The following is a 15,681-nucleotide window of genomic DNA, read 5'->3' as shown; positions in this document are numbered from 1 at the left end:
GCATGCTGAGCACATCGGGCCCGTGGGATCTGCGGATCGTCTCGTGGAATCTCTGGGAGCTGCGCGGGGATCTGCCGGCTCTGATCGAGACGGTGCAGGACCTCGAGCCCGACGTGCTGCTGGTCCAGGAGGCGCCTCGATTCGTGCTGCCCACCACGCGCCTGTCCTGGTTCGCGCGGCAGATCGACCGCAGGATCCTGCTGGGAGGGTTCGGGGGCCGCGGCCTCGCGATCCTCGCCACCGATGAGGTGGCCGCGCAGGTCATCCGTCGGGGGGCCCACGCGGTCCAGCAGACGGTGACGGACCTCAACTCGACCTACCCGCGCGGGGTGGCTGCGGTGCGGCTCTCGGTGCCCGGCGGTGGTTCGGTGATGGTCTCTTCGACGCATCTGGCACTCCAGCAGGACAACCGCCTGCGCCATGCCGCGCACCTGGCGGAGCTCGTGCGCGGGGCGGGGGCGCCGGCGATCGTGGGCGGGGATCTCAACGAGACGGCCGACGGGCCTGCCCGCACCTCGCTCGAGCCGCTGCTGACCGATCCGGCCCCGCAGAGCGAGCACACCTTCCCGGCCCGCGAGCCGGTGCGACGCATCGACGCCATCCTCACGACGCCGGGGGTGAGGGTGCGCGAGGCGCGGGCGGTGACCTCGACTCGGCGGGTCGACGAGGAGCGGCTGTCCGGGGCGTCGGATCACCGGCCGACGCTGCTGGACATCACTCTCTGAGAGCGCTCACTCCCGCACGCTGAGCTCACCCCCGCACACGTAGCCCCGTCCGCAGCAGCACGACGTCGTCCTGACCACCGACGTGACGGATCGAGATGCCCGTCTTCTCCGCGTCGGCCCAGTCGACGACGGTGAGCTGGGTGCGGTACGAGTCCACGGCGCGACGGACCACGTCGGCCACGCCCTGGTGGTCGCGCCAGACGAATCCGGCGTCCGGCGCGGGGTCCGGTGCGCTGGAGACCTCGACCATCGGCGTCGCGGTGCGCGCGCAGGCCGCGGCGGTGACGTGGTGGGCGCGCACATGGTCGGGATGCCCGTAGGTGCCCTCGTCGTCATATCCGATGACGGCATCGGGCCGACGCTCCTGGATCAGGGCGGCGAGGTCATCGATGGCCTCCTCGAGGGGCCGATGGGTGAAGCTGTCGGCGCCGGCGGTCTCGGAGGGGCCGGCGAGCCCCTCGCGGATCCACTGCATGCCGGAGTCGCGATAGGTGCGCGGAGCGGCGTCGGCGGCGAGGGCTGGCGCGGTGCCGAGCATGAAGCGGGCCGAGATCCCGAGGATCGAGGTGGCGGCGTCGATCTCCGCCTCGCGGACCAGCTCGAGCGGACGGGTGTCCTCGGGCGGCACGGAGCCGGGGACGACCTCCCCCTCCTCGCCGCGGGTCGCGGTGAGGAGCTCCACCCGGGTGCCGGCGCCGACGAGCGAGGTCAGCAGGGCGCCGGTGGAGAGGGACTCGTCGTCCGGATGGGCGTGCACGGCGAGAACCGTGGTGGCGGCCTCGAGGAGCGTCCAGGGTTCGGTGGTCATGCGGTGCCTCCAGCGGCGGGGTCGGAATCGACCGCAGACGTGGTGATCGCGCTGGAGTCGAGCACGCTGGTGTACAGCGCGGAGAGGGTCTCGGCGGCGGCGTCCCAGGTGCGGGAGGCGGCGAACTCGCGGGCGGAGCGCACGGCGCTGCCATAGGTCTCGGCGTCGGCCAGCAGATTCTGGACCGCTTCGGCCCAGACATCGGGGTCACGGCTGCCCAGCACGATCCCTTCCGGGCCGACAGCCTCCTGCACCCCGCCGGCGCAGCGCCAGGCGATGACCGGGGTTCCGCTGGCCTGTGCTTCGAGGGCGACCAGGCCGAAGGTCTCCGACCAGCTCGTCAGCAGCAGGGCGCCGGCGCAGCGCATCGCCTCGGCGAGCTCGTCGCGCCCCAGCGAGCCGACGAACTCGACGCGGTCCTCCAGGCCCAGTTCGCGGGCCCGGTCCTGGAGCTCTGCGAGGTAGTCCTCGAAGTCCTGGGAGACGCCGCCGGCGAGCACCAGACGTGCCCCGATCTCGGGGTCGAGATGGGCGAGCACCTCGAGGGCGAGGTCAGGGGCCTTGAGCGGCTGCAGCCGAGCGGTGAACAGCAGGGTGGGGCGCTCACGGCGGGCGTCGACGTCCTCGCAGGGACGGAAGCGATCCACATCCACGCCGGGCCGGACCACGGTGAGGCGATCACCGGGAACGCCGTAGCGTTCGGCGACGGTGCGCGCCTCCGCCTCGGAGACGGCGACCACGAGGTCGGAACCCTGGGCCACGAAGCGCTCGCCGGGGATGCGGCCGACGGATTCCGCCGGCTCACCGGCGTCGAGCCCCTCAGCACCGTCCGGGGCGGCGACGGAATGGAAGGACTGCAGGTGGGGGAGCCCGAGCTCGCGGGCGACCGGCAGCGCCGCGACACCGCTGAACCAGTGATGGGAGTGGACCAGGTCGTAGTGCCTCTCGGCGAGCACCGAGCCGAGGGCATCGCGGAAGGGGCCGATCGCCTGCTCCATCGCGCTCTTGGCGATCGGCCGCGCCGGGCCGGCGTCGAGATGGTGCAGGCGGATGCCGGGCTCGACCTCGACCACGGCGGGAGCGTCGGGATCCCGACGACGGGTGAACAGGTCGATCTGATGACCGAGCCGAGCGAGCGCTCGGGTCTGCTCGAGGACCACGACGTTCATCCCGCCGGCGTCGGCGCCACCGGGCTCCTCGAGGGGCGAGGTGTGCAGGGAGATCGCGGCGATGCGCAAGGGGACGACAGGCATGGGAGCATCCTAGGCGGCGCGCTGGGGTGCTGAGGGAGTGACCTGGGAGCGCCTGATGTTCGCCCGTGACGAAACACAGGGCGTCCTGCGTCACGGCAAGTTGAAACCGGGCTAATGGTCGTCCAGCCTGAGGAGCATGGATACGGCGGAGAAAGTGGATTGGGCTGCATTGAACGTCCACGCGGCGGGCCGTCCTGCTCGCCGTCTCGTGGCGAAAGCCATCGCTGCGGCTGGTGGCGATCGACAACCCGGCACAGTCCTCGACCTCGGTACCGGTGCCGGAGCGGATTCCCTGCAGTTCGCGCGACGCGGCTGGACCGTGCACGCCTATGACACCGATGACACCATCGCCGGTCGCCTCGTCGAGAACGACCGGATGAGCGGCTCGGTGGATTTCCACCATGTCGATATCGGCGACGTCGACGAATTCCCGACCGCGCAGATCGTCTACTCGACCTACACCCTCGGCCTGCTGGGACGCGACGCCCTGGCGAGCACCTGGACGAAGCTGGTCGCGGCGCTCCCTCGCGGCGGCGTGATGGCCGTGGACTTGTTCGGCACCAACGACACCTGGGCAGACCGTCCCGATATCGCGACCCTCCCGCTGCACGAGATCGACGCGATGTTCCGCGGGTTCCAGATCATCGACCGCACGGTGCGCGATGAGGACGGCCGTTTCCTGGCGGACAAGAAGCACTGGCACGTCATCACGACCCTCGCCCGGAAGCTGGGCTGACCCTCAGCGCCTCAGCGCCTCAGCGCCTCAGCGCGCCTGCGCGCCAGGGACCCTGCGGCCTGCACCGCCCGGTCGCGGAGTCCGGCGTGCTCGTCCATCATCGCCGTGCGAAGCATGAGGGCGGAGCCGATCCTCCAGGCGTGGCCCGGCAGAGCGCGATTGCGGGCATAGGCGCGGAGGGCAGCGCTCAGGGTGGCCGAGTTCGATCCTGCACGGCCGGCCGACGCGTTCCGCAGAGCTGTGGCGAGGGCGACCGCGTCCTGCAGCGCCGTGTTCGCACCATGGCCGAGGTTCGGAGCCATCGCGAGGGCGGCGTCGCCCAGCAGCACGACGTTCTCCCGTACCGGATGCACCGGCGGCGTGGTGTGGAGCCCGTGGACCAGGGTCGACTCGGGGCGTGCTGCAGCGAGGACGGCATCGATCGCCGGACGTCGACCTCCGACCACCGAGCGCAGATGGGCCAGGTCCGCATGGACCGACGGGGCGCGATGCTCCGGGAGGCAGGCGAACCAATTCGTACCTGTCGTGCTGGTGCTCGTGCTCGTGCTCGTGCTCGTGCTTGTGGTCGCGGTCGCGGTCGTGTCCGCGAACGTCGCGCCAGCGAGCGGGGTGATGCCGAACAGCCATCCGCCGCCCCACGTCTCGGAGATCTCCGGCGGGGCGATGTCTGCCGTGCCCCGCAGCACAGTCATGCCGTGAGTGCGCGCGGACTGGCGGCCCGGCCAGCCTGAGCGCCTCACCAGGGAATGCACGCCGTCGGCGCCGATGAGCAGGTCGACGCCCGCGCGCAGCGGACGCACGTCCTCGATCCGCCGCCGGACCTGCTGGACGGACTCCGGCACGGCGTCCCGCAGGATCTGCACGAGGTCGGACCGCGCGAGGAGGAGGGCGTCCCCGGCAGGGAGGGTGGCGATCGCCTGGCCGTCCTGGCCGTAGATGACCCCTCGGCGCGGTGCGATCGAGGCGTTCCGGACGTCGTCCAGCACCCCGAGCCGGGCCATCGCGCTCTGCGCGGAGGCGAACATCCCCAAGGAGGTCCCTACGGAGGGGATCTCGAATCGCTCGTCGATCAGCTCGATGTGATGGCCGTCCTCGGCGAGAGCGATCGCGGCTGCGAGCCCTGCCACTCCGGCGCCCAGGATCCGGATCGATTGTGGCCGACACATGGGATTCCCTTCGGTAGAAGGCGGCGACGGGAGCCGGGGGGCTCTCCGGCGGCTCAGAGGGTCCTGACCCTACTGTGGGATTCGGCGGGTCGGGGTTCTCGGTCGGAGGAATCATGGCCGACGGGTCCGCCGGTGGCGGGGCGTTGGCTGGTTCCCGCCGGTCGACCAGACGGTACCCCGGGGAGAGGCCGTGCGCGCCGTGGGGGCTGTTCCAGGACCAGCCGGTTGCAGGGGAGGCCGGAGCCAGGGACGGGCCGCAGGGGGTCAGCGTCCAGAGCCCGAGCTCCTTGGCGAGGTTGCATCGTGTGCACAGCCCCTGCCCGTTGGCATAGCTGGTCGGGCCGCCGCGATGATGCGGCTGGGCATGGTCGATCTGGCGGATTATCGCATTGCACCAGGGAGTGCGACAGGTGACGTCGCGCCACCGGATCATCCGCGCGAGCCCTGCCGGGAACGCTCGGGCCCGAGACTCCATCCCCACCAGATCGCCCGTGCTCGGGGAGGTGTAGAGGCGGCGGTAGAAGACACTGACCTCCTCGTCGGGATGATCGTCGCCGGAGCTGCGCAGGAAGCCCGGCGGGGTGCCGCGCAGGGTGTCGGTGATGATGTGGGCCGGGATCGTGCCGTAGCCCTCGAGCTGAGCGCATTCGGCCTCGTTGTCGCGACCCAGCAGCGCAGTGTCCGTGATGACGATGCCGAGCTCGAGACCCGGTGATCTGTGAGCGCGCCCCGCGTCGGGGGACGGCGGGTCGGAGCGTTCGAGCACGGCGCCCACGAGGAGGTCCGCCTCGAGTGCGGGAACGGAGTGCTTCACCCCTGCGGCGCGCAAGGACTCCGCGCTTCGCTGCAAGGACTTCATCAGACCGGCCGCGTCGACACCCCGCAGCACCGCGTTCACACGGGCCATACCGTCGGCCAGGGGCGTCATCGTGACGTGCCGGGCGCGGGCCGCGCGCTCGGCACGATCGCGGGATCTCTCCGGCTCCAGCTGCTGGATCATGCGTTGGAGGTCAGACCGCAGCTGACGGTCACCCTTCCCGGCCAAGAACAGCGGGTCCTCGCTGATCATCTTGTCGATGGCTGCGCAGGTCTCCGGATCCGCGGTGGCGAGCGTGCTCGCCACGGTGACAGCCTGACGGACCGGAAGCCGCCCGTCCCAGAGCCGGCCGAAGGTGCCCGGCAGGTGCTGCACCAATCTGCGAGCAGACGCGAGGGAGAAGGACGCCGACGCCGGGGAGACCCGGCCGGCGATCCCGACCTCGGAGGCGGCACCCTTCCCCTGGACGGAGGCCGGGGCTCCTTCACGGCGGTCTGCCTCACGGATCTTCTGCTCGGCGCGGACCTGCCAGGTGGCCTCGATGGCGGCCAGCGACGATCGCAGATGATCGAGTCCGCCGAGGATCGCGAGCGACTCCTCCGCAGAGTGCGGCGCCGTGGCGGGCAGGGGGTCCCGGACGGAGGTGGTCCGGGTGAAGGCCTGCAGCGTGGCCGCGAGGATCTCGGCGAGAAGGGTCCGGGCTCCGGGACTCGCGTCGAGGGCGGTGACATGGGCGGCGATGTCGCACAGGAGATCGCCGGACGACGCAGCATCGCCCGATCCGGGCTCTTCGTCGTGCTGGTCTCCTGCGGGTCGCTCATCCATTTCTCGAGCGTAGATGTTCCCGCCTCGAGAGTGAAGTGCTCGAGTGAAAATGTGGATGACGCGAGAGATGTGGATGACGTGGTGGATAAAGGAGGTGTGTGGAGGAAAGGTCGACGCGTCGCACGGAGTGTCCCGATAGGTGTTCGACGGTGCCAGGGTCGACAATTTCGGCATCTGCCTGCACCAATGTGACGTCTGCGACTCGTGTATGCATCTGTGTGTTTCAGGCGCCGATTGTGCCGACCGGAGAAGTTGGTACTTTTCTCGACACGGGTTTTCAGGGAATTGTGGATAACCTCGGGTGGGGAGGAAAGAATGACCCGAGTAGGTCCCGGGAACAGTCCACGAGTCGTCCTCAAGAATGACCCGCGGCCGAACCGCGGGTCACCCCGGGCACGCTAAGCAGCGACCCGATCGGAGGGCGTCGCGGACGCTGGGGTCACTGCCCCAGCAGCGTCAGCACGGCCGTGACCCGTCGGTGCACGCTCGAGCCCTCGCTCAGGCCCAGCTTCGCGAACAGCCGCTGGGTGTGCTTCTCCACCGCGCCACCGCTGATGAACAGCCGCTCGGAGATCCCGGCGTTGGTGAGGCCTTCGCCCATGAGCTCGAGCACCTCGCGCTCGCGAGGGGTGAGGTCGTCCAGCGGCGTGCGCCGGCGCGAGGTGATCACCTGCCCCACCACGTCCGGGTCGATCGCCACCCCGCCGGCGGCGACGCGCTCGATCGACTCCAGGAACGAGCGGATGTCGAACACGCGATCCTTGAGCAGGTATCCCGTGGCGCTCTCGCCAGTCTCGATCAGCTCGGTCGCATAGCTGACCACCACGTACTGGCTGAGCAGCACGATCGGGGCCTCGGGCCAGGATCGGCGGATCTCCTGCGCGGCGCGCAGTCCCTCGTCGGTATGGCTCGGTGGCATCCGGATGTCCGAGATCACCAGGTCCGGTCGGATCTCCAGGGCGCGCACCACCAGCTCGGTGCCGGTGGCGGCGGTTCCCACCACCTCGTGCCCGGCGTCCTCGAGCAGCAGTCTCAGGCCTTCGCGCAGCAGCGCGGAATCGTCGGCGATCACGATGCGCATGGGATCACCGCCTCCACCCGGGTGCCGTGGCCCTGGGGGGAGGTCACGCGGAACGTGCCCTCGAGAGAGGCGACCCGGCCGGCCAGCCCGGCCAGTCCGCCGCCGGTGCGCAGCTCGGCGCCTCCGTGTCCGTCATCTTCGATTCTCACTCGGGCATCATCTCCGATCCGGGTCACCTCGACGTGGATCTCCTGCGCCCCGGAGTGCTTCGCGGCGTTCGTGAGCGACTCCGAGACCACGTAGTAGATACCGATCTCGACATGCTCGGGCAGCTTCAGGTCCGGGGACTCGATGGTGGTGCGCAGCGGCGAGATGGCGGCGAGCTCGGTGAGCGCGGCGGCGAGGCCTCGGTCCACGAGGATCGGCGGGGCGATGCCGCGCGAGAGCCGACGCAGGTCATCGAGCGTGAGGCCCAGCTGCTCGCGGGCCTCGCGCATCACCTCACCGGCCTTCTCCGGATTCTCGGCGGCGAGGGACTCGGCTCGGGCCAGGTCCATCGTGGCCCGGACCAGGCGCTGCTGTGGGCCGTCGTGCAGGTCGCGCTCGAGGCGGCGCAGCGCGGTGGACTCTGCGGTGCGCCCGGCGGCGCGGGACTCCTGCGTGCGCACCAGTCGCTGCTGCGTCTCATGGCGAGAGCTGAGCAGGCCGCGGGCGAGCCCGCCGTGGGCGGCGCCGAGTCCCCGCATCACCAGGCCTACGGTGAGCAGGAAGAACAGGCCGGCCGCGAACTGCAGGCCGATGTCGACGCCGAGGGCGGACTGGCCGGTGAACCCCAACAACTCGCCGAGACCGCTGTTGTCCGCGTCCGGCAGTGTGCGATCCAGGACCAGTGCTGAGACGGGGCCGCCGACGACGGCGATCGACCCGAGGGTCCACAGCAGCGCGAGTGGGAAGGTGATCAGGGACAGCAGGAAGTTCGCCAGGATCCACAGCGCATCGAGCCAGGACTGGGGATCGGTGAGCGGGGTGACCAGGCGGCGACCCCATCCGGCACCTTCCGGTGCCTGCTTGGGTGTCGGGGTCGGGAGGTCCACGCCGAGCAGGCTGGAGCCGAGGGCGCGGCCGACGGCGGCGAAGCCGCGGGCCGTCAGCACGGCGCCGACGAGGATCGGCAGCCCGATCCAGATCACGGCCGTGCCCGCTCCGGCGGCCAGCAGGGTGAGGACCACGCTGAACCCGAGGGTCCCGAGCACGAAGGAGATGACGACGTAGAGCAGGACGCGGCCGATCCGTGCCGCCCAGCGGCCGATGGACCAGCGCTGGGCGGGAGGGACCTCGACAGGTGGGGTCATGGTCATGGTGTTCATGTCTCAACTCTGTCGTCGGACCGTCGTCGGCCCCATCCTGTCACCCGGTCAGGAATTGTCGGGCTGGCCCGACATCTGCTCGCTGTGCAGAACGGGTCGGCTCACCCATAGGTGGGGTACTGGGGCCATCCGGCGGGGGAGTCCTCCCAGTCCTGCTGGCGGCCGTAGACGGTGCGGTCCATGATGTGCGCGACGGGCAGGATCGCCTCCGTGCCGCGGGCATAGGTCGCATACGTGAGATAGACCTTCCCGTCACGCAGCAGGAAGTACGAATAGCCGGGGACAGGGCCCGAATAGCTGCCGTCCTCGCTGGTCAGGGTCCATCCCCAGTCCTCGTGGTAGCCGGTTCCGGCCGACGAGACCCAGGTGTGCGGCCAGCCCTGCTTCGCGCGCCAGGCGCGGAGCTTGTCGATGGGGCCCTCGGAGATCATCGCGAAGGAGATCTCCTCCTCGTCCATGCGGCCCATGTTCGCCGGCAGGTTGTCCACCGCCCAGGTGCAGCTCGGGCAGCCCTCGTCCCAGTCGGAGCCGTACATGACGTTCTGGACCAGGAGGAGGTAGCGCCCGGCGAACAGCTCCGACAGCCGTACAGGGCCGTCCTCGCCGGTGAACTCGTAGTCAGGGACCTCGACCATCGGCAGGCGGCGCCGCGCGGCGGCGGCGCGGTCATTCGCTCGGGTCACCTCTTTCTCCGCGATCACCTGGGTCTCGAGGGCCTTCTCGAACTCCTCGCGGCCGACGACGGGTGGTGCGGCGGCGGGCTGGTGGGCCTTGGGGCTCGCGAGCTGGTCGATCGGCTCTGTCGGCGTCGAGGATGTGGGCTGCGCGGCGTCAGTGCTGGCACGGTCGGACATGGCGACTTCCTCCATCGGGGCGGCTTGTCCTTGTACGTCTCGGTAGCTCGCTCGTCACGGTAGTCCCGTACGGAGCGCGCCGCCAGGGTCGCGTCGTGCGCATGGCTGGGCCGCGCCGGAGATCCAAGCTGCCTTCAGCTCGTCTCGAGAATGCTCTTCAGCCGTGCGAGGTCCTCCGCGACGGCCGCGGCGTCGTCGGCGAACTCCGCGTCGGACATCGCTCCTCGGCGCAGGGTGAAGACGACTTCGCAGCGCTCGTCGTCCAGCGGCAGCACCCGCACCGGGTTCAGCACGGATTCGCCGGTGGGGAGAGTGACGGTGTGGTCGAGGACCCCGTACTCGTTCTCCGGTACGAAGCTGACCAGCACCCGCCCCATCGGGGAGTTCATCGACCACTGGGAGACCTCGCGCTGCACCTCGCTGCCGGCGAGGCCGGCGGCCCAGCGGGGGAGGTTCCGCGGATCGCTCGCGTACTCGTAGACGGCCCGCCAGGGGCGCTCGATGACGACGTCGAGGTGGCGCGAGTCGCTGCCGCCCGAGGGGGTCGCAGTGTTCTCTGCAGCCACGGAGTCCTCTTCAGCCACGGAGTCCTCCGTGGTCACTGCGTCCGCTGGGGTCCCGGTGTGTTCGTTCATGGCCGCGACGCTAGCAGTCGCCTCCCTCGGGCGGCCGCTTCAGGAGGCCAGAGGAGCGCTGGAGGAGGTCTGCGCTGTGGCGGTCCCGGACGTCACCGCCACGGCACGCTCTGCCGTGACCCGCACGGCCTCGGGCCACGGCGTCGGCTCGAGGCCCTCCTGGGTGGTGAGGATGCCGGGCTGCAGCACCGAGGGCTCGTACCAGAGCTTCGAGATGCCGGACAGCTCCCGGGCGAAGGTGACCACCCCGGACAGCGCGCGCAGGGCGACGAGCGGGATCCGCAGCGGCCGACGGACCGGCTGGCCCAGCAGGTCCGAGGCGAGGGCGATGAGCTCCCGCTGGGAGCGTGCTGCGGCCGACGGAGCGTGGAGAACCGCGTCCCCGGTCGGGGCGAGGCGCTCGGCGTGCCGTGCCGCGTGGAGCATCGCGCGGGCGAGGTCAGGGATGTGGGTGAGCGTGTGCGGGGCGTCGGGAGCGCCCGCCACGATCGGTCGGTGCCCGGCGGCGATGCGCTCGATGACCATCGCACTGGCCACGGCGGCGCCGGTGCCCACAGCGGTCGGGCCCACGAGGTCCGACGCGACGAGGCTCAGGGTGCGCGCGGTGTGGAGACGGCGCTGCTCGAGCAGCGCGACGCGCACCTCGCCCTTCGCATCCAGCGGTGTGTGCTCCGCCCCTTCGGCGAGATCCGAGGCCCCGCCCTGGAACGCATACATCGATTCCGGGAAGACCACGGGGATGCCGCGGTCGGCGGCGGCATCGAGCACGGCGAGCTCGCGCGGCGGCAGGTCACGGCGCCAGACGCGGGCGTCGTAGGCGGCGTGGAAGCTGGCGTGGACGGCGTCGGCCCCGGCGAGGGCTGTGGTGAGGGCGGTGCGATCGAGGACATCGCCCGCGACCCGATCGATGCCGGGGGTGGGGGCGATCTCGCTGCGTCGCAGCACGGTGACGCTGTCGCCGTCCGTCAGGGCCTGCTCGATGATCGCGCGGCCGATCTGTCCTTCTCCGATGACGAGGTGATGCATGGTAACTCCTCAAATGTGAGCACTGCTCTCGGTGCTGTCGAGAACAGTGAACACCGCTCTCGGTTGCGAGTCAAGAGCAGTGCTCTCGGAGTGTGGCAGGATGTCGCCATGACTGCTGACGGGATTGCTGACGCGACTGCTGACGGGACTCTCTCGAGCACGCCGGCCACACCACGAGCCCTGGCGCGGGAGCGCACGATGGCGCGCATCGTCGAGCTCGGGAACGCCCAGCTCGCCGAGTGCGGGGCGGGGGAGCTCAGCGTGCGCGAGATCGCGCGCGGCCTCGGCATGGTCTCCTCCGCGGTGTATCGCTACGTGTGCAGCCGCGACGAGCTGCTCACGCTGCTGATCGTCGACGCCTACGCAGATCTCGCCGACGCCGTCGATGACGCGCTCGCCGAGGTGGATGCAGGTTCCGAGGTGGACGCAGGTTCCGGGACGGGAGCCGGCGCAGACCCGCGGGCACGCTTCCGGGCGCTGGCCACCGCGATGGTCCGCTGGGCGGTCGTGCACCCCGAGCGCTGGACCCTGCTGTACGGCACGCCGGTGAGCGGATACGACGCCCCGGCGGAGAGCACCAACGCCGATGGCACCCGGGTCATGGCGCGCATGCTCGCGATCGCAGCCGATGCGGGAGGAGCGCCCGCCGCGGGCGAGCGCCATGAGATGCACGTCGATCCCGAGGTGCAGACTCTGCTGGAGGCCCACCTCGTCGAGTTCGGGGTCCAGGCCGACGCCGAGGTCGGCGTGCGGGCCGTGACCGCGTGGAGCGGCCTGGTCGGGATCATCAGCGCCCATGTGTTCCGCCAGCTGGGGGCCGATGCCGCCGCCGTGGGGGAGCAGCTCCTCGCGAGCCAGGTGGAGCTGCTGGCGGACCTCGTCACCGGTCGCTGAGTCGCCCTCCCCGTTCCTGATCCCACGCAGCCAGGGCGATGCGCGCCGCGGCCACCACGGATGCGGGCTCGCGCAGCCGTGCCCCGTCGGCCTCCGGCACCACGACCACCCAGCGGGCCCGCCCGCGTCGGCGCATCCGACCGATCTCGATCCCGCGGCCAGCCGCCATCGGCAGGAGCAGAGCGCCGCTCGGGCCGACCTGCAGGTACTGGGTGAGCTCCGGGCGTCGCTCCAGCAGAAGAGCACGGATCTGCTCCCGCTCGTGCCGAGCGGTGCCGCCCGTCGAGGGGTGTGCGAGGACCGGTCCTGTGATGGTCATGGTGCGAACCTACGCAGGGGGTCCGACAGATGACCGGGCCGGCGTCCGGATCCTGCTCGTGACCGGATCCTGCTCGTGCCGGGATCCTGCTGGTGGGTGATTCTCGCCCGGCGCTGACCCGGACGGGCTACGGTGGGCATCATCTATGAACTGCATCACATGGAGGTCGTCGTGCCCCTCTACGAATTCCGCTGCGAGAACTCCCACCTGCATGAACTCCTGCTCTCGATGACAGCGGCGGACCGCAGCGCACCATGTCCCGAGTGCGGCGGCGCGGCGACCCGCCTGATCAGCTCACCGGCGCTCGGCCACCTCGGCTCCGCGCGAGCCCAGCTCATCGACCGCACCGAGTCGAGTGCGCACGCGCCCACGGTCGTCGACCAGGTGCCCGGCCGCGGAGCCCCGCGCCCCGCCCGCACCACGCACGATCCGCGCCACGCGCGGCTGCCGCGCCCCTGAGGCGCCCCTGGACCTGATGGCGCCGGCCCGCGGCCCATCGCTGTGGAAGGAGAGATCATGCCCGAGAACGTCTTCCCGCTGGATTCCACCAAGCCCTTCACCGACCAGAAGATCCTGGGACACAACCGCTGGCACCCCGACATCCCACCCGCGGTGAGCGTGCGCCCCGGGGACACCTTCCGCGTGGACTGCCGCGAATGGTTCGACGGCTACATCAAGAACGACGACTCCGCCGAGGACATCGCCTCGGCCCCGCTGCACACGGTCCACACCCTCTCCGGCCCGTTCCGCATCGAGGGCGCCAAGCCCGGCGACCTGCTCGTGGTGGACATCCTCGACGTCGGCCCGATCCCGCAGGAGGACTCCGGGCTTCTGGCCGGTCAGGGCTGGGGCTACACGGGCATCTTCGCCAAGCGCAACGGCGGCAGCTTCCTCACCGACGAGTTCCCCGATGCGTACAAGGCGGTGTGGGACTTCCGCGGCGACCGCACGACCTCCCGCCACGTCCCCGGGGTCGAGTTCACCGGCATGATCCATCCCGGGCTCATGGGCACCGCGCCCTCCCCGGAGCTGCTGAAGACCTGGAACACGCGCGAGGGCGCACTGATCGCCACCGAGCCGGACCGCGTCCCCGCTCTCGCCCTGCCGCCCGAGCCGAACGGCGCGATCCTCGGCGGCGTGAGCGAGGGGGACCACGACCGGGTCGCCGGGGAGGGCGCCCGCACCGCCCCGCCGCGCGAGAACGGCGGCAACCAGGACATCAAGAACCTCACCAAGGGCACCAGGATCTTCTACCCGGTGTTCGTGGACGGCGCGAACTTCTCCGTGGGCGACCTGCACTTCAGCCAGGGCGACGGCGAGATCACCTTCTGCGGCGGCATCGAGATGGGCGGCTTCCTCGACCTCCATGTCGACGTCATCAAGGGAGGCATGGAGAAGTACAACGTCTCCGAGAACGCGATCTTCATGCCCGGCAACACGGCACCGCAGCACAGCCAGTGGCTCTCCTTCTCGGGCACCTCGGTCACACTCGACGGTGAGCAGCGCTACCTCGACTCGCACCTCGCCTACCAGCGGGCCTGCCTGCACGCGATCGACTACCTGTCCATGTTCGGCTGGTCGAAGGAGCAGGCCTATCTGCTGCTGGGCGCCGCACCCATCGAGGGCCGGTTCTCCGGGGTCGTCGACATCCCCAACGCGTGCGCCACGGTGTACCTGCCGCTGGACATCTTCGACATCGACATCCGGCCCGGAGCGGGCGAGGTGCCGCAGATCGATCCGGGGATCGGGGCGCCGCGGGCGAGCGTGGGCTGAGGGCCGACGGGCCCTGCGGTGCTGAGCGCCGCAGGGCCCGTCGGTCTCAGCCGTTCAGGGCGCGAGCCCAGCGGTCCTGATGCTCGGCGACATGGTCCGCGGCCCGGCGCCAGTGCTCGCCGTGGCCCTCGGTGAACATCGATCCCCAAGGCTCGCGACCGGCGATGTTCGAGCTCCGCAGCAGCTCGAACATCGCCTCGGTGCGCCCCGCCATCGCGCGGGGGAGGGCGGCACGCAGCTCCTCGCCCGCTCCATAGCCGTCCACGAGGGCCGCGAGGCGCACGGCAGAATCCTCGGGATCGGCGGAGGCGTCGTTGAGGGTGAAGGCCTGTGCCGAGTACGCGAGATCCCAGAGTCGAGTGCTCGGCGCCGCCCCGTCCCAGTCGATGAACACCCAGCGCTCGCCGAGGATCAGGTTCCACGGGGTGAGGTCCCCGTGGCACACCAGATCCGTCGCTCCACCGCGCACGGGGAGCAGCGGCTCCCAGGGGGCGGGGGCCGACGGCGCGAACCCCTCGCAGGCATCGTGGATCGCGCGGATCAGTGCGCCGACGCGGGCCAGCCCGGCGAGCGTGAGCGGAGGGGAGTGCAGGGCGAGAGATCCGGGCACGAACTCCTGGATCTGTCGCCCGCGATCGTCGCGACCCCGCGGCTCGGGCACGTCGATCCCCGCCGCCGCGACGGTGCGCATCAGCTCGTGGACGGCGGGAGTGGTCGGCTCCCAGGGCTTGCGCACGGTGTCGCCGACGCGCACCACGCCCTCGGTCGCATTGCCGCCGTCGAGCGGGAGCTCCTCGTCGCTGGTCACCTCGCTACGGTATCTGCCCCGTACTCTTCCGGGGTGACCACGACCGAGGCCTACGGTGCCCGCGCCCAGGAGTACGCCGACCTGCTCGGCACGATCGACGCGATGGCACCGCAGGACAGGCAGTGCATCGAGTCCTGGGCGTTGGCCGTCGAGGGGCCGATCCTCGATGCCGGTTGCGGGCCCGGGCACTGGACCGCGCACCTGGCCGCCCTCGGTCACGAGGCCCGGGGGATCGATCCGGTCCCGGAGTTCGTCGAGATCGCACGCCGCAACCATCCTGGGGTCGGGTACGACGTCGGGTCCTTCGCGGAGCTGGCGGGCGGGTCCCTGCGCACCGCGCACGCAGGATCGTGGGGCGGGATCCTCGCCTGGTACTCGCTGATCCATCTCGAGCCGAGAGAGCTCCCGGACGTCCTCGCGCAGCTCCGCGCAGCGCTGCAGCCTGCGGGATCGCTGCTGCTGGGCTTCTTCGACGGCCGCCGTCAGGAATCGTTCGCGCATGCGGTGGCCCCGGCGTGGTTCTGGCCGGCGGAGACGATGGCGCAGCTGCTCGAGGACGCAGGCTTCGACGTCGTCTCCCGCGAGCGCCGCGAGGACCCCGGCGCCCGCCCCCACGCCGCGCTCATCGCCGAGCGCCGCTGACTGCGCGGGTCC

The 15,681-nt window shown here is 70.8% G+C and carries 16 protein-coding genes and 1 pseudogene; 6 read left to right on the top strand and 11 right to left on the bottom strand.

Annotation, left to right across the window (positions count from 1 at the left end):
- The first annotated feature begins 2 nt into the window (after positions 1 to 2).
- Positions 3 to 725 (top strand): endonuclease/exonuclease/phosphatase family protein, encoded by a 723-nt coding sequence (locus tag INT49_RS02645; RefSeq protein WP_193116171.1) that lies wholly within the window; start codon positions 3 to 5, stop codon positions 723 to 725.
- A 25-nt stretch (positions 726 to 750) separates the two neighbouring features.
- On the opposite strand, the gene INT49_RS02640 is transcribed toward INT49_RS02645, so the two are convergent.
- Together INT49_RS02640 and INT49_RS02635 are read right to left on the bottom strand one after the other, a co-directional pair.
- Positions 751 to 1,533, bottom strand: a complete 783-nt coding sequence (locus tag INT49_RS02640; protein WP_193116170.1) for a PIG-L deacetylase family protein — start codon at positions 1,531 to 1,533, stop codon at positions 751 to 753.
- The gene (locus INT49_RS02635) at positions 1,530 to 2,786 is read right to left on the bottom strand and encodes a glycosyltransferase (RefSeq protein ID WP_193116169.1); all 1,257 of its coding nucleotides are present in this window, start codon (positions 2,784 to 2,786) and stop codon (positions 1,530 to 1,532) included. Before INT49_RS02635 ends, INT49_RS02640 begins: the two co-directional genes overlap by 4 nt.
- Before the next feature lie 136 nt (positions 2,787 to 2,922).
- Here INT49_RS02635 and INT49_RS02630 point away from each other — a divergent pair, with 136 nt between their 5' ends.
- Positions 2,923 to 3,522, top strand: coding sequence for a class I SAM-dependent methyltransferase (locus INT49_RS02630; protein WP_193116168.1), 600 nt, complete (start codon positions 2,923 to 2,925; stop codon positions 3,520 to 3,522).
- A gap of 11 nt (positions 3,523 to 3,533) precedes the next feature.
- On the opposite strand, the gene INT49_RS02625 is transcribed toward INT49_RS02630, so the two are convergent.
- The 7 genes and pseudogenes from INT49_RS02625 to INT49_RS02595 all read right to left on the bottom strand — a co-directional run bounded on the left by INT49_RS02625 (position 3,534) and on the right by INT49_RS02595 (position 11,233).
- Positions 3,534 to 4,688 carry an FAD-dependent monooxygenase gene (locus INT49_RS02625; RefSeq protein ID WP_193116167.1) on the bottom strand — a complete coding sequence of 385 codons (1,155 nt, stop codon included), beginning with the start codon at positions 4,686 to 4,688 and terminating at the stop codon, positions 3,534 to 3,536.
- Between the two features lie 298 nt (positions 4,689 to 4,986).
- Positions 4,987 to 6,330, bottom strand: a pseudogene (locus INT49_RS02620) (HNH endonuclease); the annotation flags it as partial.
- Positions 6,331 to 6,769: 439 nt separating this feature from the next.
- Positions 6,770 to 7,411, bottom strand: coding sequence for a response regulator (locus tag INT49_RS02615; RefSeq protein WP_193116166.1), 642 nt, complete (start codon positions 7,409 to 7,411; stop codon positions 6,770 to 6,772).
- Complete coding sequence (locus tag INT49_RS02610) at positions 7,399 to 8,718, bottom strand: sensor histidine kinase (RefSeq protein WP_193116165.1); 1,320 nt, start codon at positions 8,716 to 8,718, stop codon at positions 7,399 to 7,401. The genes INT49_RS02615 and INT49_RS02610 overlap by 13 nt, the downstream gene beginning before the upstream one ends.
- 101 nt (positions 8,719 to 8,819) lie before the next feature.
- Positions 8,820 to 9,572, bottom strand: a complete 753-nt coding sequence (locus INT49_RS02605) for a DUF899 family protein (protein ID WP_193116164.1) — start codon at positions 9,570 to 9,572, stop codon at positions 8,820 to 8,822.
- Positions 9,573 to 9,706: 134 nt separating this feature from the next.
- Positions 9,707 to 10,207, bottom strand: a complete 501-nt coding sequence (locus INT49_RS02600; RefSeq protein ID WP_226849655.1) for an SRPBCC family protein — start codon at positions 10,205 to 10,207, stop codon at positions 9,707 to 9,709.
- A gap of 39 nt (positions 10,208 to 10,246) precedes the next feature.
- Positions 10,247 to 11,233: an NAD-dependent epimerase/dehydratase family protein gene (locus INT49_RS02595; RefSeq protein ID WP_193116163.1), complete on the bottom strand. Its 987-nt coding sequence runs from the start codon at positions 11,231 to 11,233 to the stop codon at positions 10,247 to 10,249.
- 108 nt (positions 11,234 to 11,341) lie between these two features.
- Here INT49_RS02595 and INT49_RS02590 point away from each other — a divergent pair, with 108 nt between their 5' ends.
- Entirely contained in the window at positions 11,342 to 12,127 is a 786-nt protein-coding gene (locus INT49_RS02590) for a TetR/AcrR family transcriptional regulator (RefSeq protein ID WP_193116162.1), read from the top strand.
- On the opposite strand, the gene INT49_RS02585 is transcribed toward INT49_RS02590, so the two are convergent.
- Complete coding sequence (locus tag INT49_RS02585; RefSeq protein WP_193116161.1) at positions 12,114 to 12,446, bottom strand: hypothetical protein; 333 nt, start codon at positions 12,444 to 12,446, stop codon at positions 12,114 to 12,116. The genes INT49_RS02590 and INT49_RS02585 overlap by 14 nt on opposite strands.
- Before the next feature lie 171 nt (positions 12,447 to 12,617).
- Between INT49_RS02585 and INT49_RS02580 the strand changes: the two genes are divergently transcribed.
- Both INT49_RS02580 and fmdA read left to right on the top strand, forming a co-directional pair.
- On the top strand, positions 12,618 to 12,905 hold the full coding sequence (locus tag INT49_RS02580) for an FmdB family zinc ribbon protein (protein ID WP_193116160.1): 288 nt from the start codon (positions 12,618 to 12,620) through the stop codon (positions 12,903 to 12,905).
- Between the two features lie 57 nt (positions 12,906 to 12,962).
- Positions 12,963 to 14,219: a formamidase gene (gene fmdA, locus INT49_RS02575; RefSeq protein WP_193116159.1), complete on the top strand. Its 1,257-nt coding sequence runs from the start codon at positions 12,963 to 12,965 to the stop codon at positions 14,217 to 14,219.
- 46 nt (positions 14,220 to 14,265) lie between these two features.
- Here the strand turns inward: fmdA and INT49_RS02570 are convergent, their stop codons facing one another.
- On the bottom strand, positions 14,266 to 15,027 hold the full coding sequence (locus tag INT49_RS02570; RefSeq protein ID WP_319021482.1) for a phosphotransferase: 762 nt from the start codon (positions 15,025 to 15,027) through the stop codon (positions 14,266 to 14,268).
- Positions 15,028 to 15,060: 33 nt separating this feature from the next.
- On the opposite strand from INT49_RS02570, the gene INT49_RS02565 reads away from it, so the two are divergent.
- Complete coding sequence (locus tag INT49_RS02565; protein ID WP_319021481.1) at positions 15,061 to 15,669, top strand: class I SAM-dependent DNA methyltransferase; 609 nt, start codon at positions 15,061 to 15,063, stop codon at positions 15,667 to 15,669.
- The last annotated feature ends 12 nt before the right edge of the window (positions 15,670 to 15,681 follow it).

This window comes from Brachybacterium tyrofermentans (assembly GCF_014897585.1).
GTDB classification, from domain to species: domain Bacteria; phylum Actinomycetota; class Actinomycetes; order Actinomycetales; family Dermabacteraceae; genus Brachybacterium; species Brachybacterium tyrofermentans.
The sequence above is the reverse complement of the archived record's forward strand: the minus strand, read 5'-3'. Positions and strand labels throughout refer to the sequence as shown.

What these genes read in the sequence shown, in the direction of transcription:
- INT49_RS02630 (WP_193116168.1), top strand. Translation starts at nt 2,923, where the DNA reads ATGGATACGGCGGAGAAAGTGGATTGGGCTGCATTGAACGTCCACGCG.
- INT49_RS02640 (WP_193116170.1), bottom strand. Translation starts at nt 1,533, where the DNA reads ATGACCACCGAACCCTGGACGCTCCTCGAGGCCGCCACCACGGTTCTC.
- INT49_RS02605 (WP_193116164.1), bottom strand. Translation starts at nt 9,572, where the DNA reads ATGTCCGACCGTGCCAGCACTGACGCCGCGCAGCCCACATCCTCGACG.
- INT49_RS02610 (WP_193116165.1), bottom strand. Translation starts at nt 8,718, where the DNA reads ATGAACACCATGACCATGACCCCACCTGTCGAGGTCCCTCCCGCCCAG.
- INT49_RS02585 (WP_193116161.1), bottom strand. Translation starts at nt 12,446, where the DNA reads ATGACCATCACAGGACCGGTCCTCGCACACCCCTCGACGGGCGGCACC.
- fmdA (WP_193116159.1), top strand. Translation starts at nt 12,963, where the DNA reads ATGCCCGAGAACGTCTTCCCGCTGGATTCCACCAAGCCCTTCACCGAC.
- INT49_RS02645 (WP_193116171.1), top strand. Translation starts at nt 3, where the DNA reads ATGCTGAGCACATCGGGCCCGTGGGATCTGCGGATCGTCTCGTGGAAT.
- INT49_RS02600 (WP_226849655.1), bottom strand. Translation starts at nt 10,207, where the DNA reads ATGAACGAACACACCGGGACCCCAGCGGACGCAGTGACCACGGAGGAC.
- INT49_RS02635 (WP_193116169.1), bottom strand. Translation starts at nt 2,786, where the DNA reads ATGCCTGTCGTCCCCTTGCGCATCGCCGCGATCTCCCTGCACACCTCG.
- INT49_RS02615 (WP_193116166.1), bottom strand. Translation starts at nt 7,411, where the DNA reads ATGCGCATCGTGATCGCCGACGATTCCGCGCTGCTGCGCGAAGGCCTG.
- INT49_RS02590 (WP_193116162.1), top strand. Translation starts at nt 11,342, where the DNA reads ATGACTGCTGACGGGATTGCTGACGCGACTGCTGACGGGACTCTCTCG.
- INT49_RS02625 (WP_193116167.1), bottom strand. Translation starts at nt 4,688, where the DNA reads ATGTGTCGGCCACAATCGATCCGGATCCTGGGCGCCGGAGTGGCAGGG.
- INT49_RS02595 (WP_193116163.1), bottom strand. Translation starts at nt 11,233, where the DNA reads ATGCATCACCTCGTCATCGGAGAAGGACAGATCGGCCGCGCGATCATC.